Annotated in this window: 17 protein-coding genes; 11 read left to right on the forward strand and 6 right to left on the reverse strand. The window is 75.8% G+C overall.

Translation table 11 applies throughout. From position 1 onward, the window contains the following. Positions 1–93 precede the first annotated feature (93 nt). Together ACIQVD_RS23200 and ACIQVD_RS23205 are read right to left on the reverse strand one after the other, a co-directional pair. A complete protein-coding gene (locus ACIQVD_RS23200) occupies positions 94–1,287 on the reverse strand; it encodes a low temperature requirement protein A (RefSeq protein WP_400680299.1) in 1,194 nt (397 codons plus the stop codon). A gap of 73 nt (positions 1,288–1,360) precedes the next feature. Beyond that, the gene (locus tag ACIQVD_RS23205; RefSeq protein ID WP_402291484.1) at positions 1,361–2,683 is read right to left on the reverse strand and encodes a VWA domain-containing protein; all 1,323 of its coding nucleotides are present in this window, start codon (positions 2,681–2,683) and stop codon (positions 1,361–1,363) included. Between the two features lie 97 nt (positions 2,684–2,780). Between ACIQVD_RS23205 and ACIQVD_RS23210 the strand changes: the two genes are divergently transcribed. Together ACIQVD_RS23210 and ACIQVD_RS23215 are read left to right on the forward strand one after the other, a co-directional pair. After that, positions 2,781–3,431: a DedA family protein gene (locus ACIQVD_RS23210; RefSeq protein WP_402291486.1), complete on the forward strand. Its 651-nt coding sequence runs from the start codon at positions 2,781–2,783 to the stop codon at positions 3,429–3,431. 81 nt (positions 3,432–3,512) lie between these two features. Continuing rightward, positions 3,513–4,271: a sigma 54 modulation/S30EA ribosomal C-terminal domain-containing protein gene (locus ACIQVD_RS23215; protein WP_402291488.1), complete on the forward strand. Its 759-nt coding sequence runs from the start codon at positions 3,513–3,515 to the stop codon at positions 4,269–4,271. A gap of 159 nt (positions 4,272–4,430) precedes the next feature. Here ACIQVD_RS23215 and ACIQVD_RS23220 read toward each other — a convergent pair whose 3' ends face one another. The 4 genes from ACIQVD_RS23220 to ACIQVD_RS23235 all read right to left on the reverse strand — a co-directional run bounded on the left by ACIQVD_RS23220 (position 4,431) and on the right by ACIQVD_RS23235 (position 10,668). Further along, on the reverse strand, positions 4,431–5,285 hold the full coding sequence (locus ACIQVD_RS23220; protein WP_400680295.1) for a DMT family transporter: 855 nt from the start codon (positions 5,283–5,285) through the stop codon (positions 4,431–4,433). A 96-nt stretch (positions 5,286–5,381) separates the two neighbouring features. Continuing rightward, a complete protein-coding gene (locus ACIQVD_RS23225) occupies positions 5,382–6,614 on the reverse strand; it encodes a hypothetical protein (RefSeq protein WP_402291490.1) in 1,233 nt (410 codons plus the stop codon). Positions 6,615–6,898: 284 nt separating this feature from the next. After that, positions 6,899–8,737: a hypothetical protein gene (locus ACIQVD_RS23230; RefSeq protein ID WP_400680290.1), complete on the reverse strand. Its 1,839-nt coding sequence runs from the start codon at positions 8,735–8,737 to the stop codon at positions 6,899–6,901. A gap of 299 nt (positions 8,738–9,036) precedes the next feature. Further along, complete coding sequence (locus ACIQVD_RS23235) at positions 9,037–10,668, reverse strand: AMP-binding protein (protein WP_402291492.1); 1,632 nt, start codon at positions 10,666–10,668, stop codon at positions 9,037–9,039. 256 nt (positions 10,669–10,924) lie between these two features. Here ACIQVD_RS23235 and dhbA point away from each other — a divergent pair, with 256 nt between their 5' ends. The 9 genes from dhbA to ACIQVD_RS23280 all read left to right on the forward strand — a co-directional run bounded on the left by dhbA (position 10,925) and on the right by ACIQVD_RS23280 (position 19,134). Then, positions 10,925–11,836 (forward strand): 2,3-dihydro-2,3-dihydroxybenzoate dehydrogenase, encoded by a 912-nt coding sequence (gene dhbA / locus ACIQVD_RS23240; protein ID WP_402291494.1) that lies wholly within the window; start codon positions 10,925–10,927, stop codon positions 11,834–11,836. Between the two features lie 206 nt (positions 11,837–12,042). Beyond that, entirely contained in the window at positions 12,043–13,257 is a 1,215-nt protein-coding gene (locus ACIQVD_RS23245) for an isochorismate synthase (RefSeq protein ID WP_402291496.1), read from the forward strand. Next, complete coding sequence (locus ACIQVD_RS23250) at positions 13,254–13,679, forward strand: hypothetical protein (protein ID WP_402291498.1); 426 nt, start codon at positions 13,254–13,256, stop codon at positions 13,677–13,679. The genes ACIQVD_RS23245 and ACIQVD_RS23250 overlap by 4 nt, the downstream gene beginning before the upstream one ends. Next, entirely contained in the window at positions 13,676–15,277 is a 1,602-nt protein-coding gene (locus ACIQVD_RS23255) for a (2,3-dihydroxybenzoyl)adenylate synthase (RefSeq protein WP_402291500.1), read from the forward strand. The genes ACIQVD_RS23250 and ACIQVD_RS23255 overlap by 4 nt, the downstream gene beginning before the upstream one ends. Before the next feature lie 43 nt (positions 15,278–15,320). After that, on the forward strand, positions 15,321–15,980 hold the full coding sequence (locus tag ACIQVD_RS23260; protein ID WP_400680278.1) for an isochorismatase family protein: 660 nt from the start codon (positions 15,321–15,323) through the stop codon (positions 15,978–15,980). Further along, on the forward strand, positions 15,977–16,771 hold the full coding sequence (locus ACIQVD_RS23265) for an ABC transporter ATP-binding protein (RefSeq protein WP_400680276.1): 795 nt from the start codon (positions 15,977–15,979) through the stop codon (positions 16,769–16,771). Before ACIQVD_RS23260 ends, ACIQVD_RS23265 begins: the two co-directional genes overlap by 4 nt. Next, positions 16,768–17,244, forward strand: a complete 477-nt coding sequence (locus tag ACIQVD_RS23270) for a GNAT family N-acetyltransferase (RefSeq protein WP_402291503.1) — start codon at positions 16,768–16,770, stop codon at positions 17,242–17,244. The genes ACIQVD_RS23265 and ACIQVD_RS23270 overlap by 4 nt, the downstream gene beginning before the upstream one ends. An 80-nt stretch (positions 17,245–17,324) precedes the next feature. Continuing rightward, positions 17,325–18,260 (forward strand): amidohydrolase family protein, encoded by a 936-nt coding sequence (locus tag ACIQVD_RS23275; RefSeq protein WP_402291505.1) that lies wholly within the window; start codon positions 17,325–17,327, stop codon positions 18,258–18,260. Positions 18,261–18,312: 52 nt separating this feature from the next. Then, positions 18,313–19,134: an alpha/beta hydrolase fold domain-containing protein gene (locus ACIQVD_RS23280; protein ID WP_402291507.1), complete on the forward strand. Its 822-nt coding sequence runs from the start codon at positions 18,313–18,315 to the stop codon at positions 19,132–19,134. Positions 19,135–19,156 lie beyond the last annotated feature (22 nt).

Below are 19,156 nucleotides of genomic sequence, written 5' to 3' on the forward strand. Positions count from 1 at the left end.
GAGGGGGCCGACCGTGAGCCTGACGATGAACAGACAAACACTTCTAGTAAACAGAACGGAACGTGATGCTTTCGTAGCGCTCCGCCCGCACGGCTACCCGGCGCGCTCCGGGCGGTAGCCGCGCGCCCACAGGGTGGCGAGCAGCAGCAGGAGCACCACCGGGCCGGCGGCGAGCGACACCGGCAGCAGGGCCAGCAGCAGCGGCAGCAGCACCGCCGGGGCGAAGTGCGCCAGGAGGCCGCGCGCCCGGCCCGGGGTGTCCAGGGTCGGCAGCACCGCCACCGCCGTCACCGCGAAGTAGCCGGCCAGGGCGGCGCACAGCAGCCGCCGGGTGTCGTCGGGCAGCGGGCCGCCGGCGTGCTCGACCGCCCGGCCGAGACCGGCCGCCAGCGCCGCCAGCGCGGCGGAGCCCAGCGCGTGGCAGAGCAGCACCCAGCGCGGCCGGCCGCCCGCGAGCAGCTGCGGGAAGGCGACCGCGCCGCGCCGCACGCTCAGCACCGACAGCGCGGCCAGCAGCGTCATCGCGGCCAGCCCGGTCCAGGCCAGCCGGGCGTCCCAGTGCTCCCGGTCGGACGCGGCGCGGATCACCTGGATCACGCCCTCGCCGAGCACGATCACCATGAACAGGCCCAGCCGCTCCCCCAGGTGCGCGGCGTCCACCTCCGCCTCGCGCAGCTCCGGCAGCGGCCGGTCCGCCCCCGGCGCGCCCGGGTGCCGCCGCTGCCGGGCCCGCCAGCGCGCGGCGATCCGCTCCCGGTCGTCGCCCCTGGCGGCGGCCAGCAGCAGCGCGTCCACCAGCAGGCCGGCGCCCCACAGCCAGTAGCGCCAGCCCTCCGGCGCGAAGAGCGACACCACCCACGGCACCGAGCCCGCCGCGTACTGCGCGATCGGCCAGTCCGGCACCACCAGCAGGCTCCGGCCCTGCCGCCACAGCCGCCCCGCGTACCAGCGCAGCAGCACGTAGGCGAGCGCGAAGGCGTTCGCCCGGGTGCTCTCGTGCACGCCCTCGACGGCCGCCGCCATCACCGCCATCCCGGCCATCGCCACGAACAGCGCGAACGAGCTGGTCCTCTCCGCGGCCACGTCCCCGTACACCGTGAAGCACGCCCAGGTCAGCCAGAACGCCCCGAACAGCAGCCCGTACAGCCCGACCGCGCCCCAGTCCGGCCCGGCGTGCAGCAGGTGCGCCAGCTGCCCGACCCCGGCCACCGCGATCAGGTCGAAGAACAGCTCGTTCCACCCCGCGTGCCGCTCGGCCGCCGCGCCCGTCCCGTCCTCCGCGTCCACCTCCCCATGATCGGCACCGCCCGGCCGGGGACGGCTCCGGCGCGCCGCACGCGCCCCGCGCGCCGCATCCGCCTCAGCGCAGGACGCCCGCCCGGCGGGCCGCGGCCACCCACTGCGGGAACTCGGACAGCAGGCGGTCGTAGAGCTCCGGGTCCGGGAGGGTGCTGATGTCGTCGACCGTGAAGAAGCCGACGTTGTCGACCCGGCGGCCGGGCAGCGTGTCGAAGCGCTCCAGGACGCCGTAGTCGCCGTGGCCGAGGCCGACAAACTGCCAGAACAGCGGCTCCTCGACGGCCGCCCGCAGCTCGCGCTCGATCTCGCTGTTGCGGTGGATGCCGCCGTCGGAGAAGAACAGCACCAGGGTCGGCTCGTCCGCCGGGTTCTCCCGGACGTGGTCGCGGACCTGCGCGATCACCCGCGGCTCGTCGTTGCTGATGCCGACCGCCTTCATGTCGATCCGCCCGTCGGGCAGCGGCGGACGGAGCTTGCGGCGGCCGAACAGCGACACCTCACCGACCCGGACGTGCCGGCCCAGCCACTGCGGCAGCTCGGACAGCCGCAGGTCGGGCAGCCGGGCGGGCCAGGTGGCGAAGGTCCACGCCTGCATGGTGCGGTCCGCGTCCAACTGGGCGGCGACGGCGGCCATCCGCTCCACCACGTCGGCGACCACGCCCCGCTGGTAGAGCCCGGCCATCGAACCGGAGGCGTCCAGCACCAGGACCACCCGCGCGGTGAGGTGCTGGGCGCCGTGCTTGCGCAGGCTGACCGCGACCTGCCGCTTGCGCAGGCTCAGCCGCTCGCGCATGTCGACGGGCAGCGCCAGCTCGTCATGAACCGAAGCCTCCTGACGATCTGTCACCTCCGGCACCGTCACAGGCGCGGGCTCCGGCTCCGGCTCCGGCTCCGGCTCCGGCTCCGGCTCCGGGAGGGTGAACCCGTGCGCGACGGCGAGGCCCGCCAGGCCGTCCGCCCAGCCCTGGCCGACGGCGCGGAACTTCCAGCGGCCCTCGCGCCGGTACAGCTCGCCGCAGACCAGCGCGGTCTCCGCGCCCGCGCCGGGGTCGAAGCGCGCCAACTCGGCCCCGCCGCGGGCGTCGTCGAGCAGCAGCGACAGCCCGGGGACGGCGCCGAGCCCGGCCCCGTCCGAGAGCGCCAGCAGCAGCACCCGCTGCACGGCGGGCGCCAGCGCGGCCAGGTCGACGTCGATCCCGTCCGGCCGCACCAGGACGCCGGGGGCCTGCGCCCGGACCAGCCGCGGGCCGTCGTCCGGCCCGATCAGCAGCGCGGCGGTGCCGACCGCGGGGACGCCGGGCCCGGCGCGCCAGGTGAGCCGGGCCCGGACGGCGGCGGCGTCGACCGGCAGGTTGCCGCCCTTGGGGAGTGGAGTCGCTGTCACCTCCCCAGTCTGCCCGCCGCGACCGCGCCGGGCACCGTCCGGTCCCGGTCGGCCGCGCGTGCGCGGGTTACGGTGGGACGGGAGCGAGGTGGTCCGGGTGCGGACGGTGACCGACTGGCTGGGCGGCCTGTCCGGGCCGGTGGTGTACGCGGTGGTGGCGGCGCTGGTGTTCGCCGAGGACGCGCTGTTCTTCGGCTTCGTGCTGCCCGGCGAGACCGCGGCGGTGCTCGGCGGGGTGCTGGCCCACCAGGGCGGTGTCTCGCTGGGCTGGATCCTGGTGACGGTGGTGGGCGCGGCGGTGCTCGGCGACTCGGTCGGCTACGAGGTGGGCCGGCGGCTGGGCCCGCGGGTGCTGGAGACCAAGTCGCTGCGCCGGCACGCCGACCGGATCGGCCGCGCCCAGGACCTGATCCGCCGCCGGGGCCCGGCGGCCGTCCTGCTGGGCCGGTTCGTGGCCTTCTTCCGCGCCCTGATGCCCGCCCTGGCGGGGGTGTCCCGGATGCCGTACCGCCGGTTCCTGCTCTTCAACGCACTCGGCGGCCTGCTGTGGGGCGTCGGCTTCGTCCTGCTCGGCTACTTCGCGGGCGCGGCCTACACCAGGGTGGAGGGGACGGTCGGCCGGACCGCCGCGCTGGTGGTGGCGGGCGTGCTGGTGCTGGCGGTGCTGGTCCACTACGTCCGCGGCCACTGCAGGGAGCACGCCCGGGAGCAGGAGCAGGAGCACGCGGACGGGGACGGGGACGACTGACCCGACCGGAGGGGACCGTTCGGCCCTCGGCCCGGCCCCGGTGCGCGGCGCACAGTGGGGGGCGTCGGGAAAGGAGTGCTGATGGACCGTCTGGAGACCCGCCCCGGGGCCGGGGTGCCGGTGGAGACCCGCGGCGCGGTGTCGGCCGGTGCGCCGGACTACGCGCGGGTGAAGGTGCGGGCCGGGTCGGAACGGCTGGAGGAGCCGGTGCTCGGGGTGCGGGTGCGGCTGGTCCAGGAGCCGCACCGCGCGGTGGCCCGGCCGTCGCCGGCCCAGGTGGTGGTGGACCTGGACGGCCGCCCGGTGCGGGCGCACGTCGCGGCGCGGACCGTGCGCGAGGCCGTCGACCTGCTCCAGGACCGGCTGGTCTCCCGGCTGCGCCGGCAGCGGCAGCACCCGCGCGAGCCGCTGGGCCTCCCGGCCGACGGCGGCGAGCACCGTCCCGGGTACCGGGTCCGCCCGCCCGAGGAGCGCCGGGCGGTGCGGCACGGGAGCTACGGCCCGGCCCGCTGCACGCCGCTCGCCGCGGTGCGCGAACTGGAGGCGCTGGACCACGACTTCCACCTGTTCACGGACGCGGGCAGCGGCCTGGAGGGCGTGGTGTACCGGGGCGCCGCGGGCGGCTACCGGCCGGCCTCGGCCGGGCCGCTGTCCGCGCCGGTGCCGGGGCTGGTGACCAGTCGGCCGGCCGTGCCGCGGCTGCCCCTCGCCGGGGCCCGGGAGCGGCTGGACCTGAGCGGTCTGCCGTTCGTCTTCTTCACCGGCGCCGGGACCGGCCGCGGCCACGTCCCGTACCGCCGCCACGACGGCCACTGCGGGCTGGTCGCGCCCGCCGGGTAGCGGACCGGCTCCCGGCGGCCGTGGGGGTCCGGCCGGGAGCAGCGGGGCCCGGGGGCCGGGAGCAGCGGGGCCCGGGGGCGGTGTGGGGCCGTCCCCGGCTCCCCGCGCGTCCGCTGCGGGGGACGACGGGGCGCTCCGCGGCGGGGCGCGGCGGCCGGTTCAGCGCGCCGTCTCGCGGATGTTCGGGACGGCCCGGACCAGGGTGACCACGCCGCCGGCCACCAGGGCGACGGCGAGGAGTTCGGGGACCAGCAGCAGGCCGGTGCGGACCTCCTCGTCGAACAGGACGACGCCGAGCAGCAGGCTGACCGAGGCGTCGCCGATGGTCAGCGCGGGCTGGGAGGCGAGCAGCGGGCCGGCCTGGAGGGCGTTCTCCAGCAGCAGGACGGCGGCGATGCCGGTGAGCGCGAAGCCGTACGTCTGCCAGGCGGTCAGGAAGGCGGCCGGGCCGTGGTCGGAGAAGGTGCCGGTGGCGGACTTCAGCAGGGCCGCGGTCAGCGCGTTGCCGATCGCGGCGGCGGTGCCCAGGGCCCCGGCCCGGAAGACCGGGCCCCGGCCGCGGGCGGCGGCCACGCAGAGCGCCATCGCCCCGAGGCAGCCGGTCAGGACGGGCGTCCACCGGCTCATCGGCGCGTGGTCCTCGGCCCCGGAGGGCGCGGCGCACCCGAGGAACACCGCGAGGCCGCCGACCACGGCCGCGACGCCCGCCCATCCGGCGGGCGGGATCCGCCGGTGCAGCAGCGGCGCGGCGATCAGCAGCGCGAACGGCAGTTCCAGCACGAAGACCGGCTGCACCAGCGCGAGCGGCCCGAACACCAGGGCCAGGGCCTGGAACAGCGCCGCCCCGGCCACCCCGAGGATGCCCAGCACCCAGGCCGGGTCCCGGGCCAGCACCGCCAGGAAGCGCAGTCCCCCGCCCCGCGCCACCCGGGACGCCGCCTTCCGCTGGAAGGCGGTCCCGGCCGCGTTGGAGGCGGCCCCGAGCACGGCGAACACCACTGCGAGCACGTCCACCCGAGACCGGTTCCCCCCTCCGCGCCCCCGAACCCCCGCTTCCCCCGGACGGCCGAAGCCCCTTCCCCGGGAGGGGAAGGGGCTTCGGAGCGGCGGTTACCGCTGGCCGGTCCAGGAGGAGCGGGGCTGGGTCTTCACGCCGCGGAGGGAGGCCGGGTCGATGTCGACGTCGGCGTAGAAGACGCCGAGGTTGTAGCCGTCGCCCTGGGTGTTGACGGTGATGTTGATGTCGCTGTCGGCGTTGCGCAGGTACGGGGAGACGTCCCAGCGGTTGGCGTCGTAGCCGAAGGAGTTGGGGTAGGCGGGGTTGCGCGGGAAGCGCTGGGCCGGGTCGGCGTTGTCGAGGTTGGAGGTGAAGGCGTCGTCCGCCGGGTGCAGGGCGTCGGAGAAGCGGGTGAGCGGGCCGTTGGTGGACTTCATGTCCATCGTGTCGCCGGTCCACTTGTGGTCGCCGTCGTAGACGACCCAGCCGAGGTGGCCGGTGACGGGGCCGCTGGCGGGGGTCTTGATGCCGCTCAGGACGCCGGTGAGGGCGGGACTGTTGGGCAGTTCGGGCTGGAAGCCGTCCCAGACGTGCAGGTGGCGCAGGGGCTCGCACTCGCGCTCGTAGGCGACGACGACCGTCCAGCCGCCCCAGCTGTGGGCCTTGACGACGGAGTCCATGTCGGCGGCCTCGTAGGTGCCGGAGCCGTGGTTGCGGACCTGCTCGGTGATGTCGGCGGAGGCCTGGTAGCTGCTCTCGTCGTCGGTGGTGATGTAGCCGATGGAGGGCTGCTGGTTGGCGATGTTGGTGTACTGGGCGTCGCCGGGGAACTTGAAGTAGATCTCGTCGATCTGGCTCTCGGGCAGGACGGTGCTGCCGATGCCGCGGGTGCCGCCCCAGTAGAGGCGGGCGAACTTGACGGTGGCGTCCTCGGGGATCTGGAGGTCGGCGGAGCTGGAGGAGTAGATCGGGTCGCCGAGCGGGCCGATGTGGCCGGGGCCGTCGATGTTGATGTACTTCATCTGGAAGTTGTTGTTGATCGGGCGCGACCCGTCCCCGTTGCGGGCCTGCTCGCAGGGGGCCTGGGCCGGGTCGACGGGGGGCTGGGTCTCGTCGCAGGTCATCAGGGTGTTGCTGATGTGGGTGATGCCGCCGTGGAAGTCGCCCTCGAAACGGGTGGTGAAGGGCAGCCGGTTCTCGTTGATGGTGGTCGCGGCCGTGACCCGCTGGTGGGGGGCGGGACGGCTGTCGGTGGAGTACGCGGCCGGGACGGCCAGGGTGCTCGCGGCGGCCACGAAGGCGGAGGTGGCGATCAGGGCGCGCCGGGTGGGACGGGGACGAGACAAGGCGGGGTCTCCTCTGACGAACGGTCGGTTGCCTTCTTGCGAAGACACGCCAACCTGACCACCCGTCAGGCCGGAGATCGGCGTATTGGGCCGAACGACGGCATTCCTGAGTGTTTCCTGGGAACGCCGCCGTCCGGAGGTGGCGGCCGGGCCGCCGGCGTCCGTGGTGCGGCCCGCCGCGCGCTCGGGCCGGAGTGCGCGGCGGGCCGTGTCCGGGGGTGGCCGGTCAGTGGGGCGGGCGGGCGGCGGGGGGCCGGTCAGTGGGGCGGGCGGTCAGCGGGTCGTCACGGGTAGGAGACGACGTTGCTGGGGCCGCCGAAGGTGGGGTCGACGGCGCGGCCGGTGCCGTTGATCACCGAGTCGATGCCGCCGGAGCCGTTCAGGAAGACGGTCAGCAGGTCGTGGAACCTGACGCCCGGGGTGCTCGGGGCCTGGAAGGCCGTGGAGTTGCGGATGTCGACGCCCTGGTTGAAGTAGGAGTAGCTGCCCATGCCCCAGCCCTCGAAGGTCTTCACCTTCGGGCCGACGGCGAACGCCGGGTAGCCCTTCTGCTTCCTGCTCGCCATCCAGGCGGCCTGGTTCGGCACGTCGTAGGGGTTCTCGTTCTGGAAGAACACCACCTTGCCGTGCTCGCCGTTCCACTCGACCTCGGTCTTCTGGAAGTGCTCGACGGCGAGGCCGGTGGCGGTGACCCGGTCGCCGTTGACGACCAGTCCGGTGTCGCTGCGGGCGCCGGTCCAACTGCCGCCGCCGGCGCCGTGGTCGGCGCGCCAGATCCAGGCGTCGTCGATCAGGGTGTCGTCGCTGTTGACCTCCAGCGCGGTGTCGGCCGCGCCGTTCAGCGCGCCGCCGACCCGGAAGAACACGTCGGACAGGGCGATCGGGTCGTTGCGGTGCGAGTCGCCGCTCCCCCGGTCGCCGACCTGCATCAGGACCTTGGACTTCTTCTCCCCCGCGTCGATGATCAGGCCGGAGACGTTGACGCCGTCCACGTCGTCGACCTTGACGGCGGCGTTGCCCCCGGTCGGGACGAGGGTGGCGAAGCCGAGGCCGATCACCTGGGTGCCGGGACGGGTCACCTTGATCGCGTCGGGCAGTCGGTGGACGCCGGGGGTGAGCAGCAGGTGGCGGCCGGCCTTGAGGGCGGCGTTGATCTGCTTGACGTCGGCGCCGGGGCGGACCACGTAGAAGTCGTCCAGGGAGATCGAGCGGCCGGGGGTGGCGCCGTCCGCCCAGCTGGTGCCGCGCGCGTCGCGTCGCACGGCGGGCACGAACACCCGGTACCGGCCGCGGTCGTCCAGGTAGAGGTAGGGGGCCTCGCGGGTGACCGGGCAGGTGTCCAGGGTGGTGTAGGGGGCGGCGGCCGGGTCGGTGGAGAAGGACTGCGCGGGGGCGCCCTCGGTACCGCAGAACACCTGGTTCCAGACGCCGTTGCTCCAGCCGTCCAGGCTGCTGGTGCGGGTGAAGAACTGCTGCTGGGAGCCGTTGACCACGGTGGCGCCGGTGAACTCGGAGTCGGCGATGAAGCCGCCGCTGGCCCAGGAGGGCGAGCCGGTGCAGTAGTCCATCAGCGTCACGTTGCCGTTCAGCCGGACCCGGCGCAGCGGCGCGGCCTGGGAGACCGCCCAGAAGTCGGTGTTGCCGTAACAGCCGCTCTGGCCCGCGACGTTGACGGTGAGGTTGCTGAGCGAGCGCCAGAAGTTGGTGGTGGCGTAGCACTGCGACTGGTCGCCGCCGACGCACTGGTTGTACACGTTGACGGAGCCGTTGATCACCACGTCGCCGGGGTTGCGGCCGAGGCCGGCCACGCTCTCGTAGAAGCCGACCGGGAAGACCAGCGGGTCGGCGGCGGTGCCGTAGGTGCCGGGCTTGAACAGGACGGCGTAGCGCTGGGGGCCGAACTCGTTGCCGGCCTGGGCCTGGGCGAGGGCGTTCAGCCGGTCCTGGATCTGGGCCTTGGGCATGCTCGGGTCGAGCACGATCGCGTTCTCGCCGAGACTGCCGCCGCCGGGCGGCACGGGGGCCGCGGCGGCCTGGGTGGTGGGGGCGACGAGGGTCGCGACCAGGGCGGTCGCGGCGGCGGCCGCGAGGCCGTATCTGCGGTACCGGGGAGCTCGGTTCATGGGGGTGCACACCCGTCTGGTGGGATCCGGGGAGGACGACCGGGACCGGACGGCTCGCTGACGGGGTGTCAGCCACCGAACCGGCCCGCTTACTTCACGCCGAGATTTAACGTCTGAGAAAAGAGGGGCGTCAAGACCTGTGACGTGCCCGGTCCGGCCGGGCCCGGCGGAGGGCCGGGCCCGGGCGGGGTCCGGCCCTCGGTGCGGTGCCGGTCAGCGGTGGTCGGCGCCGGTCAGCGGTGGTCGGTGCCGGTCGGCGGTGGTCGGCGGCACCGGTCCGCGGTCGGTGGCGGCGGGGCTCAGCCGGCCAGGATCGCCGCCGCCAGCTCGCGCATCTCGACCTTGCGGACCTTGCCGGTGACCGTCATCGGGAACTCGTCGACCACGTGCACGTAGCGCGGGACCTTGAAGTGGGCCAGCCGTCCGGTGCAGAATGCGCGCACCGCCTCGGCCGTGAGCGGCGGCGCGCCCTCGCGCATCCGCACCCAGGCCATCAGCTCCTCGCCGTACTTGGCGTCGGGCACCCCGATCACCTGGACGTCGAGCACGTCCGGGTGGGTGTACAGGAACTCCTCGATCTCGCGCGGGTACACGTTCTCGCCGCCGCGGATCACCATGTCCTTGATCCGGCCGGTGATGGAGAGGTACCCCTCCGCGTCCATCACCGCCAGGTCGCCGGTGCGCATCCAGCGGGCGGCGTCGACCACCTCGGCGGTCCGCTCCGGCTCGGACCAGTAGCCGAGCATCACCGAGTAGCCGCGGGTGCACAGTTCGCCGGGCTCGCCGCGCGGGACGGTGCGGCCGGTGTCCGGATCGACCACCTTGACCTCCAGGTGCGGCCCGACCCGGCCGACGGTGGAGACCCGGCGCTCGACCGAGTCGTCGGCCCGGGTCTGGGTGGAGACCGGGGAGGTCTCCGTCATGCCGTAGCAGATCGACACCTCGGTCATGCCCATCCGGTCCATCACGCCCTTCATCACCTCGGTCGGGCACGGGGCGCCCGCCATGATGCCGGTGCGCAGGCTGGACAGGTCGTACCCGTCGAAGCCCGGGTCGGCCAGCTCGGCGATGAACATGGTCGGCACCCCGTACAGCGAGGTGCACCGCTCGGCGGCCACCGCGGCGAGCGTGGCGGCGGCGTCGAAGGCCGGGGCCGGGATCACCGTGCAGGCGCCGTGCGAGGTGGCGGCGAGGTTGCCCATCACCATGCCGAAGCAGTGGTAGAACGGCACCGGGAGGCAGATCCGGTCCCGCTCGGTGTAGTTGCACAGCTCGCCGACGAAGTAGCCGTTGTTCAGGATGTTGTGGTGCGAGAGCGTCGCGCCCTTGGGGAAGCCGGTGGTGCCCGAGGTGTACTGGATGTTGATCGGGTCGTCGGTGCTCAGTTCCCGCTCGATCGCCGCCAGTTCGGCCCGGTCGCCGGCCCGCCCGGCGGCCAGCAGGTCCGGCCAGTCCGGGCCGTCCAGCAGCACCACCCCGGCCAGCTCCGGACAGCGCGGGCGCACCTCGGCGATCATGCCCGCGTAGTCGGAGGACCGGAACCGCTCGGCGGCCACCAGCAGCCGCACCCCCGCCTGCACCAGCACGTACTCCAACTCGTGCGCGCGGTACGCCGGGTTGATCGTCACCAGGATCGCGCCGAGCCGGGCGGTGGCGTACTGGGTGAGCGTCCACTCGGCCCGGTTCGGCGCCCAGATGCCCACCCGGTCGCCCCGGCCCACGCCCCGCGCGCGCAGCCCGAGCGCCACCGCGTCCACGTCGGCGGCGAACTCGGCGTACGTCCAGCGCCGGCCGGTGGCGCACTCGACCAGCGCCTCCCGCTCCGGGAAGGCCCGCACCGCCCGGTCGAGGTTGGCCCCGATGGTGTCGCCGAGCAGCGGCACCGCGGATGGGCCGGAGGAGTAGCTGAGCGGGAGCGGATCGCGCGACAAGGGGGCCTCCTGGGCGGGGTGTACCGACGGGTACCCATGCTGCGCAGCCGGAGGCCGCTTGACCAGCCCCTTCCCGGGATCCGGTCCGGCGTCCGGTCCGCGAGCGCGCGACCGGCGGGGGCGGGGTGACGGGCGGTCAGCCCGGCGTCGGGGCAGGGTGGTCGCGGGGCAGCTCAGGAAGCATGATTAGGCTAACCTAACCTAAGTGGGTCGGGGTCCTCCGATCCGCCGCATCCGTACACCCGGGAGCACCCCCATGCCGTTCACCACCCGCATACCCGCACCCGCCACCGCGGCCACCGCCACCGGCCCCGTCACCGGCCCCGCGCCCGGTGCCGTCCTCGGTGCCGGGGACAGCTTCGAGGGGCGGGTCGCGCTGGTCACCGGCGCCGCCCAGGGCATCGGCGCGGCCGTGGCCGCCCTGCTCGCCGCGCGCGGCGCCCGGGTGGTCGGCTGCGACCTGCGCGGCAGCGGCGGCGGTGAGGGCGGCGGTGACAGTGGTGCGGACGGCGGTGCGGACGGCGGTGCGGACGGCGGCGGCCTGGCGACCGGTCCGGACGCCGTCCAGCGGCTGGACGTCACCGACGGGGCCGCCGTCGAGGCGCTGGTGGAACGCGTGGAGCGCGAAGTCGGCCCGGTGGACGTGCTGGTGAACGTCGCGGGCGTGCTGCACGTGGCGCCCGCGCTGGAACTCACCGACGCCGACTGGCAGCACTCCTTCGACGTCAACACCACCGGCGTCTTCCACACCTGCCGCGCCGTCGGGCGCCGGATGGCCGAGCGCGGCCGGGGCAGCATCGTCACCGTCGGCTCCAACGCCGCCGGCGTCCCGCGCACCGGCATGGCCGCGTACGCCGCGTCCAAGGCCGCCACCACCATGTACGTCCGCTGCCTGGGCCTGGAGCTCGCCGCCGCCGGGGTGCGCTGCAACCTGGTCTCCCCCGGCTCCACCGACACCGCCATGCAGCGCTCGCTGTGGACCGACCCCGACGCCGAACGCCGCGTCCTGGAGGGCGACCCGGGCAGCTACCGGGTCGGCATCCCGCTCGGCCGGATCGCCGATCCCGAGGACGTCGCCGAGGCCGTCGCCTTCCTGGCCGGCGACCGCGCCCGGCACATCACCATGCACGACCTGTACGTCGACGGCGGCGCGACGCTGCGGGCCTGACCCGCCCGGCGCGCCCGGCGCGGCACACCCCGGCCCGGCCGACGGGCCCCGCGGGTCCGTGCGGCGGTCCCCCCGCGACCGCCCCGGGCCGCTCCGCCACGTCCTGCCCCGACCCGGCCCGAACTCCCCTTCTCCTCCCCCCTCCGCCATCCTCCCGCCCTCGCAGTGCCGGCGCGCGCCCCGCGTCGGCGGAACGGAGCAGCAGCATGACCACGGCCTCCGAGCTCCGGCCGCCCGCCACCAGTACCGCCTCCGGCGGCGCCGGTCCGCTACCCGGCGACCTGCCCGGCAGCGACCTGCTGGCCGCGTACCGTCCCGGACCGGACCGGGCCCTGCTCGCCACGCCCACCCGCACCCTGCTCGCCGAGGGCGTGCACCGCACGGTCGACGACCCGGCGGCGGCCGGGCGGGTGCTCGCCGAGGCCCGGCCCGACGGCGGGGAGCGGCTGCTGATCGGCGCGATCCCGTTCGACCCGGCCGCGCCCGCCCGGCTGTTCGTCCCCGGCCGGGTCCGCCGGGCCGGGCCGGTACCGCCGCCGTCCGGGGTCCCGCTGGCCACCGACCGCACCGGCGAAGGGCGTTGGCACAGCCGCCCGGTGCCGGAACCGGACGGGTACCGGGCGGCGGTCGCGGAGGCCGTGCGCCGGCTGGCCGGCGACTCGCCGCTGGAGAAGGTGGTCCTGGCCCGCACCCTGGAGCTGACCACGCCCGGCGGGAGCGACCTGGCCGCGATGGCCGCCCGGCTGGTGCACCGCGACCCGCACGGCTACACCTTCGCGGTGCCGGCCGGCGGCACCGCCACCCTGATCGGCGCCAGCCCGGAGCTGCTGGTGTCGCGGCGCGGCACCCGGGTGGTCTCCAACCCGCTGGCCGGTTCGGCCGCCCGCAGCGCCGACCCGGTGGAGGACCGGCGGCGCGCCGAGGCGCTGCTGGAGTCCGCCAAGGACCTCGCCGAGCACGCCTTCGTGGTCGACGCGGTCCGCGCCGCGCTCGCCCCGTTCTGCACCGAGCTGGTCGCGCCGGAACGGCCGTCCCTGCTGCGCACCGCCGCGATGTGGCACCTGTCCTCCACCGTCACCGGCGTCCTGCGCGAACCCGCCACCAGCGCGCTGGAGCTGGCCCTCGCCCTGCACCCGACCCCGGCGGTCTGCGGCACCCCCACCGCGCACGCCCGGGCCGCGATCGGCGAACTGGAGCCCTTCGACCGGGGCCTGTACACGGGCGTGGTCGGCTGGGGCGACGCCTCCGGCGACGGCGAGTGGGTGGTCACCCTGCGCTGCGCCGAGGCCGACGGCGACCGGCTGCGCCTGTTCGCGGGCGCGGGCGTGGTCGCCGCCTCCGACCCGGAGCTCGAACTCGCCGAGACCGCCGCCAAGTTCCGCACCTTCCTGCACGCGGTGGGCCTGGCGGACACCCGATGAGCCCCCACCCCGACGAGGCCGTCACCCGCCGCTGGAACGGCCGCCTGCTGGACGCCGGCCTGCGCCAGCACGACACCGGGTCCGAGACCGGCTCCCGGGCCGGAGCCGAGACCCGCGCCGACGCCGAGTACGGCACCCGGGCCGAGTACGGCACCCGGGCCGGGACCGAGACCCGCGCCGACGCCGGATCGGGTGTCGCAGCCGGTGCCGAGGCTCCCGCCGAGACCGGCACCCCGGCCGGCGCCGGAGCCGGAATTCACGCCGGGGTCGGGGCCAGTGCCGGGGCCTGGGCCGACGTCCAGGCCGGGACGACCCGCACCGCCGCCGGGTCGGGTGCCGGAGCCGACGCCGGGCCCGGTACCGTCGCGGCGGCCGATTCCCCGCCCATCCAGTCGAGTTGCCCGCCGGAGGACGTCCGATGAACCTGTACCCGCCCGAGGCCGCCGCCCGTCACCGTGCCGCCGGGTACTGGACCGGCGAGCTGCTGGACGCGATGATCCGGCGGCACGCCGCCGCGACGCCGGAGCGGACCGCGGTCACCGACCGGGACCGGCGGTGGAGTTACGCCGAACTGGACGCCCGGGCGGACCGGCTGGCGGCCGGGCTGGCGGCCCGCGGGCTGCGCCGGGGCGACCGGGTGGTGCTGCAACTGCCGAACGTGGCGGAGTTCTTCGAGGTGTTCTTCGGCGCGCTGCGGGCCGGGGTGGTGCCGGTGATGGCGCTGCCCGCGCACCGGCGCTCCGAGATCGGGTACTTCTGCGAGTTCGCCGAGGCCCGGGCGCTGTTCGTGCCCGACCGCCACGAGGGCTTCGACCACCGGGAGCTGGCGGCCGAGGTGCGGGCGGCGGTGCCGCAGCCGCTGGAGGTGTTCGTGGTGGGCGAGCCGGGGCCGTTCTCCCCGCTGGCCGAGCTGCGGGCCCCCGCGGACGCGCCGCTGCCCGCCCCGCCGGACTCCGGCGACCTGGCCTTCCTCCAGCTGTCCGGCGGCTCGACCGGCCTGCCGAAGCTGATCCCGCGCTGCCACGACGACTACCTGTACAGCGTCCGGGCGTCCGCCGAGATCTGCGGGCTCTCACCGGAGTCGGTGTACCTGTGCGCGCTCCCGGCGGCGCACAACTTCCCGCTGTCCTCGCCCGGCACGCTCGGCACCTTCTTCGCGGGCGGCCGGGTGGTGCTGGCCCCCGACCCGAGCCCGGCCACCGCGCTCGGCCTGATCGCCCGCGAGCGGGTCACGCTGACCGGTGTGGTGCCGCCGCTCGCGCTGGCCTGGGCGGGCGCCGCCGAGGCCGCCGGGCCGGACGGGCCGGACCTGTCCAGCCTGGAGCTGCTCCAGGTCGGCGGGGCCAAGCTCAGCGAGGAGGCCGCGCGCCGGCTCGGCCCGGCGCTGGGCTGCCGCCTCCAGCAGGTGTTCGGGATGGCGGAGGGCCTGGTCAACTACACCCGTCCCGAGGACGACGAGCACACCGTGCTGACCACCCAGGGCCGTCCGATCTCCCCGGACGACGAGGTCCGGGTGGTCGACGACGAGGACCGCGACCTGCCCGACGGCACCGCCGGCCACCTGCTCACCCGCGGCCCGTACACCATCCGCGGCTACTGGCGGGCCCCGGAGCACAACGCCCGCTCGTTCACCGCCGACGGCTTCTACCGCACCGGCGACATCGTCCGCCGCACCGCCACCGGGCACCTGGTGGTGGAGGGCCGGGCCAAGGACCAGATCAACCGGGGCGGCGAGAAGGTCGCCGCCGAGGAGGTGGAGAACGTGCTGCTGGCGCACCCGGCGGTGCACGACGCGTCGGTGGTGGCCGAGCCCGACGAGTTCCTCGGCGAGCGGTCCTGCGCGTACGTGATCCTCCGCCCGGGCGCCGAGCGGCCCCGGCCGGTCGAGCTGAAGTCGTTCGTGCGGGCCGCCGGGCTGGCCGGGTACAAGGTGCCGGACCGGGTCGAGTTCGTCACGGCCTTCCCGTCCACCGGCATCGGCAAGGTCAGCAAGAAGGACCTGCGCGCCCACCAGAACTGACCGTCCGCCGGACGCGTCAGGCCCGTCAGAAAGGACCCTCCCCGTGGCGCTTCCCGCCATCGCCCCCTACGAGCTGCCCGCCGAGCTGCCGCCGAGCCGCGTCCCGTGGCGGGTCGACCCGGCCCGGGCGGCCGTCCTGGTGCACGACCTCCAGCACTACTTCCTGGGGGCCTTCCCGGCCGCCGGGCCGCCGCTGGAGCCCGTGCTGGCCCACACCGCGCGCATCCTCGCCGCCGCCCGGGCCGCCGGGCTGCCGGTGTTCTACTCGCACCAGCGCGGCGGCCAGACGCCCGAACAGCGCGGCCTGCAACTGGACTTCTGGGGCCCCGGCCTGCCCGCCGACGAGCACGCCCAGGCGATGCCCGCCGCCGTCGCGCCCGAGCCCGGCGACCGGCTGGTGCTGAAGTGGAAGTACAGCGCGTTCGTCCGCACCGACCTGGCCGAGCAGTTGGCCGAGCTGGGCCGCGACCAGCTGGTCATCGTCGGCGTGTACGCCCACATCGGGGTGCAGATGACCGCCGCCGACGCCTGGCAGCGCGACCTCCAGGCGTTCGTGGTCGCCGACGCCGTCGCGGACTTCTCCGCCGAGCAGCACCGCGAGGCGCTGCGCTGGACGGCCGGGAAGTGCGCCGTCGTCCTGGACACCGCGCAGCTGCTGGCCCGGGTGGGAGCGGCGGAGCCGGCCCCGGAGGGGGTCTCGTGACGCTCCCCGCCGCCCGGCTGCTGGCCGCCGGGGTCACCCTGCGGTACGGCGACCGGCCGGTCGCCACCGACCTGACGGTGGGCGTCCCGGACGGCTCGTTCACCGTGATCGTCGGGCCGAACGCCTGCGGCAAGTCCACCCTGCTGCGGGCCTTCGCCCGGCTGCTGCGGCCGACCGCCGGGCAGGTGCTGCTCGACGGCGAGCGGATCGCCACCCTGCCGGCCCGGCAGCTGGCCCGCCGGATGGGCCTGCTGCCGCAGAGCTCGACCGCGCCCGAGGGCATCACCGTCGCCGACCTGGTCGCCCGCGGCCGGTACCCGCACCAGGGGCTGCTGCGCCAGTGGTCGCCCGAGGACCGGCGGATCGTCTGCGACGCGATGACCGCCACCAACGTCGAGGCGCTCGCCGACCGCTTCGTCGACGAGCTGTCCGGCGGGCAGCGCCAGCGGGTCTGGCTGGCCATGGCGATCGCCCAGCAGACCCCGCTGCTGCTGCTCGACGAACCCACCACCTTCCTCGACATCGCGCACCAGGTCGAGGTCCTCGACCTGTGCGCCCGGCTGCGCCGCGAGCAGGGCCGCACCCTGGTCGCCGTGCTGCACGACCTCAACCAGGCCGCCCGGTACGCCACCCACCTGATCGCGCTGCGCGACGGCGCGGTGGTCGCCGAGGGGCCGCCCGGCGAGATCGTCACCGCCGACCTGGTCCGGCGGGTGTTCGACCTGCCCTGCCAGGTCGTCCCCGACCCGCAGACCGGCACCCCGCTGGTCGTCCCGCTCGCGCCGCGATGACCGCCGCCGCCCTCTCCCCCGTCGCGGTGCGCACCGACTTCCGCGACGCCCGCGCCCTGTACGAGCTGTCGCTGCCGTTCATCCGCTCCGGGGCGCTGCGCGCCCGCACCCCCGCCGACTACCGGCACGCCGCGGACACCTTCCTGGTCGTCCGCGGCGCCGCCGCCCCGGACGCCTGCGCCGCGCTGCGCGTCCTCGACCCCGACCCCGGCCACCCGCCCACCGGCGTCCTGCACAACCTCTGCGTGCGCGCCGACCGGCAGGGCCTGGGGCTGGGCGGCCTGCTGATCACCGCCGTCCTCGCGCACGCCCGCCGCACCGCGCTGACCGCCGTGGTCACCGCCACCACCGGCGACGGCACGGTCTTCCGGCACCACGGCTTCGCCGAGATCCCCGCCTCCGCCGCGCCCCCGTCCTGGTCCGCCGCGCTCGACCCCGCCCGCGGCTCCCGGGTCTACCGCCGCCTGCTCTGACCCCGCGGCCCCGGGCCTGGCCCCGGGCGCGTACGGTCGGAGCGGTGTCCCGCGGGCGCGGCGGGCGGAGAGGAGTCCCGATGGGTACGCCGCAGCAGGCCTCCGGCGCGGAGGCGGCCGGGGCCGTCCAGACCGCAGGGGCCGCCGAAGCCGCCGAAGTGCGGCGGTTCTGGGGCGGGTTGGGGCTGCCCGGGCTGATCGACGTGCACACGCACTTCATGCCGGAGCGGGTGCTGCGGAAGGTCTGGGCGTACTTCGACGCCAACGGGCCGCTGATCGGCGCCCGCGGCTGGCCGATCACCTACCGCCGCGCGGAGGACGAACGCACCGCGCTGCTGCGGGAGTTCGGGGTCCGGGCGTTCACCTCGCTGCTGTACCCGCACAAGCCGGGCATGGCGGGCTGGCTGAACGGCTGGGCGGCGGAGTTCGCGGGGCGGACGCCCGACTGCCTGCACACCGCGACGCTGTACCCGGAGCCGGGCGTGGCGGGGTACGTCCGGGAGGCGCTGGAGGCCGGGGCGCGGGTGTTCAAGGCGCACGTGCAGGTCGGCGGCTACGACCCGGCCGACGCGCGGCTGGACGCCGTGTGGGGCCTGCTCGCGGAGGCCGGCACGCCGGTGGTGATCCACTGCGGTTCGGGCCCGGCGCCCGGCGCGCACACCGGGCCGGAGCCGGTCGCCCGGGTGCTGGCCCGGCACCCCCGACTGACCCTGGTGGTCGCCCACCTGGGGATGCCCGAGTACCGGGAGTTCCTCGACCTGGCCGACCGCCACGAGCGCGTCCACCTGGACACCACCATGGCGTTCACCGACTTCACCGAGGACCTGATGCCCTTCCCCCGCGAGCTGCTCCCCCGCCTCGCCGACCGCGGCGACCGCGTCCTGCTCGGCACCGACTTCCCCAACATCCCCTACCCGTACCTGCACCAGCTCCGCGCCCTGGAGCGCCTCGGCCTGGGCACCGCCTGGCTGCGCGCGGTCTGCCACGACAACGCGGCCCGGCTGTTCGGCCGGTGAGACGGCGGCCGGGGCGGGAATGAACGGCGGGGCGGGGGTGCTGCGGGCCGGTATGGATCTTTCGCTGCCGCCCGTCGCCCCCGTCCCCTCGCCGTCCGGGGGCCTGACCCGGCACGGCGTCAGTTACGCGCTGCGCAGCGGCTTCCGGCCGCTGCTGCTGGACCTGCACGTGCCGGCCGGGGCGGGGCCGTTCCCAGTGGTGGTGTGGCTGCACGGCGGCGCGTTCCGGGCCGGCGACCGCCGCTACCTGCCGGACACGGTGCGGCCCGGCGCGGTGTTCGAGGCGCTGGTGGCGGCGGGCGTCGCGGTCGCGACGGTCGACTACCGGCTCTCCGGCGAGGCCGTCTTCCCGGCCCCGCTGGACGACGTGACGGCCGCGTTGGGCTACCTGCGGTCGTACGCCGGGGAGTTGGGTCTGGACGTCGACCGGCTCGGGGTGTGGGGCGAGTCCGCGGGCGCGACGCTGGGGGCGCTGGCGGCGCTCACCACGGACGCGGTGGCGGCCGCGGTCTGCTGGTACCCGCCCACCGACCTGGCCGCCCTCGGCCACGACGGGCCGGACTCCCCGATCACCCGGCTGCTGGGCGGCCCGGCCGCCGAGCTGCCGGAGGCCGCCGCACTGGCCAGCCCGGCCCGACGGGTCGCGCCGGGCGCGCCGCCGTTCCTGCTGGTGCACGGGGTGCGGGACGAGCAGGTGCCGTTCGCCCAGTCCGAGGCGCTGCACGAGCGGCTGCGCGCGGCGGGCGCCCGCTCGGTGCTGGTGCCGGTCGAGGGCGCCGGGCACTGCTTCGCCGGGTACCCGGACGTGCCGGGCCTGGTCGCGCAGGCGGTGGCGTTCCTGTCCCGCGAGCTGGCCGCCCGCCCCGCGGGCTGAGCGGGCGCGGGGCGGTCCGGGG

This window comes from Kitasatospora sp. NPDC090308 (genome assembly GCF_044769485.1).
GTDB classification, from domain to species: domain Bacteria; phylum Actinomycetota; class Actinomycetes; order Streptomycetales; family Streptomycetaceae; genus Kitasatospora; species Kitasatospora fiedleri.

Bases quoted from the DNA above. Each gene is read 5' to 3' on its own strand.
- ACIQVD_RS23255 (WP_402291500.1), top strand. From the start codon at position 13,676: ATGAACCTGTACCCGCCCGAGGCCGCCGCCCGTCACCGTGCCGCCGGG.
- ACIQVD_RS23250 (WP_402291498.1), top strand. From the start codon at position 13,254: ATGAGCCCCCACCCCGACGAGGCCGTCACCCGCCGCTGGAACGGCCGC.
- ACIQVD_RS23230 (WP_400680290.1), bottom strand. From the start codon at position 8,737: ATGAACCGAGCTCCCCGGTACCGCAGATACGGCCTCGCGGCCGCCGCC.
- dhbA (WP_402291494.1), top strand. From the start codon at position 10,925: ATGCCGTTCACCACCCGCATACCCGCACCCGCCACCGCGGCCACCGCC.
- ACIQVD_RS23280 (WP_402291507.1), top strand. From the start codon at position 18,313: ATGGATCTTTCGCTGCCGCCCGTCGCCCCCGTCCCCTCGCCGTCCGGG.
- ACIQVD_RS23270 (WP_402291503.1), top strand. From the start codon at position 16,768: ATGACCGCCGCCGCCCTCTCCCCCGTCGCGGTGCGCACCGACTTCCGC.
- ACIQVD_RS23245 (WP_402291496.1), top strand. From the start codon at position 12,043: ATGACCACGGCCTCCGAGCTCCGGCCGCCCGCCACCAGTACCGCCTCC.
- ACIQVD_RS23215 (WP_402291488.1), top strand. From the start codon at position 3,513: ATGGACCGTCTGGAGACCCGCCCCGGGGCCGGGGTGCCGGTGGAGACC.
- ACIQVD_RS23275 (WP_402291505.1), top strand. From the start codon at position 17,325: ATGGGTACGCCGCAGCAGGCCTCCGGCGCGGAGGCGGCCGGGGCCGTC.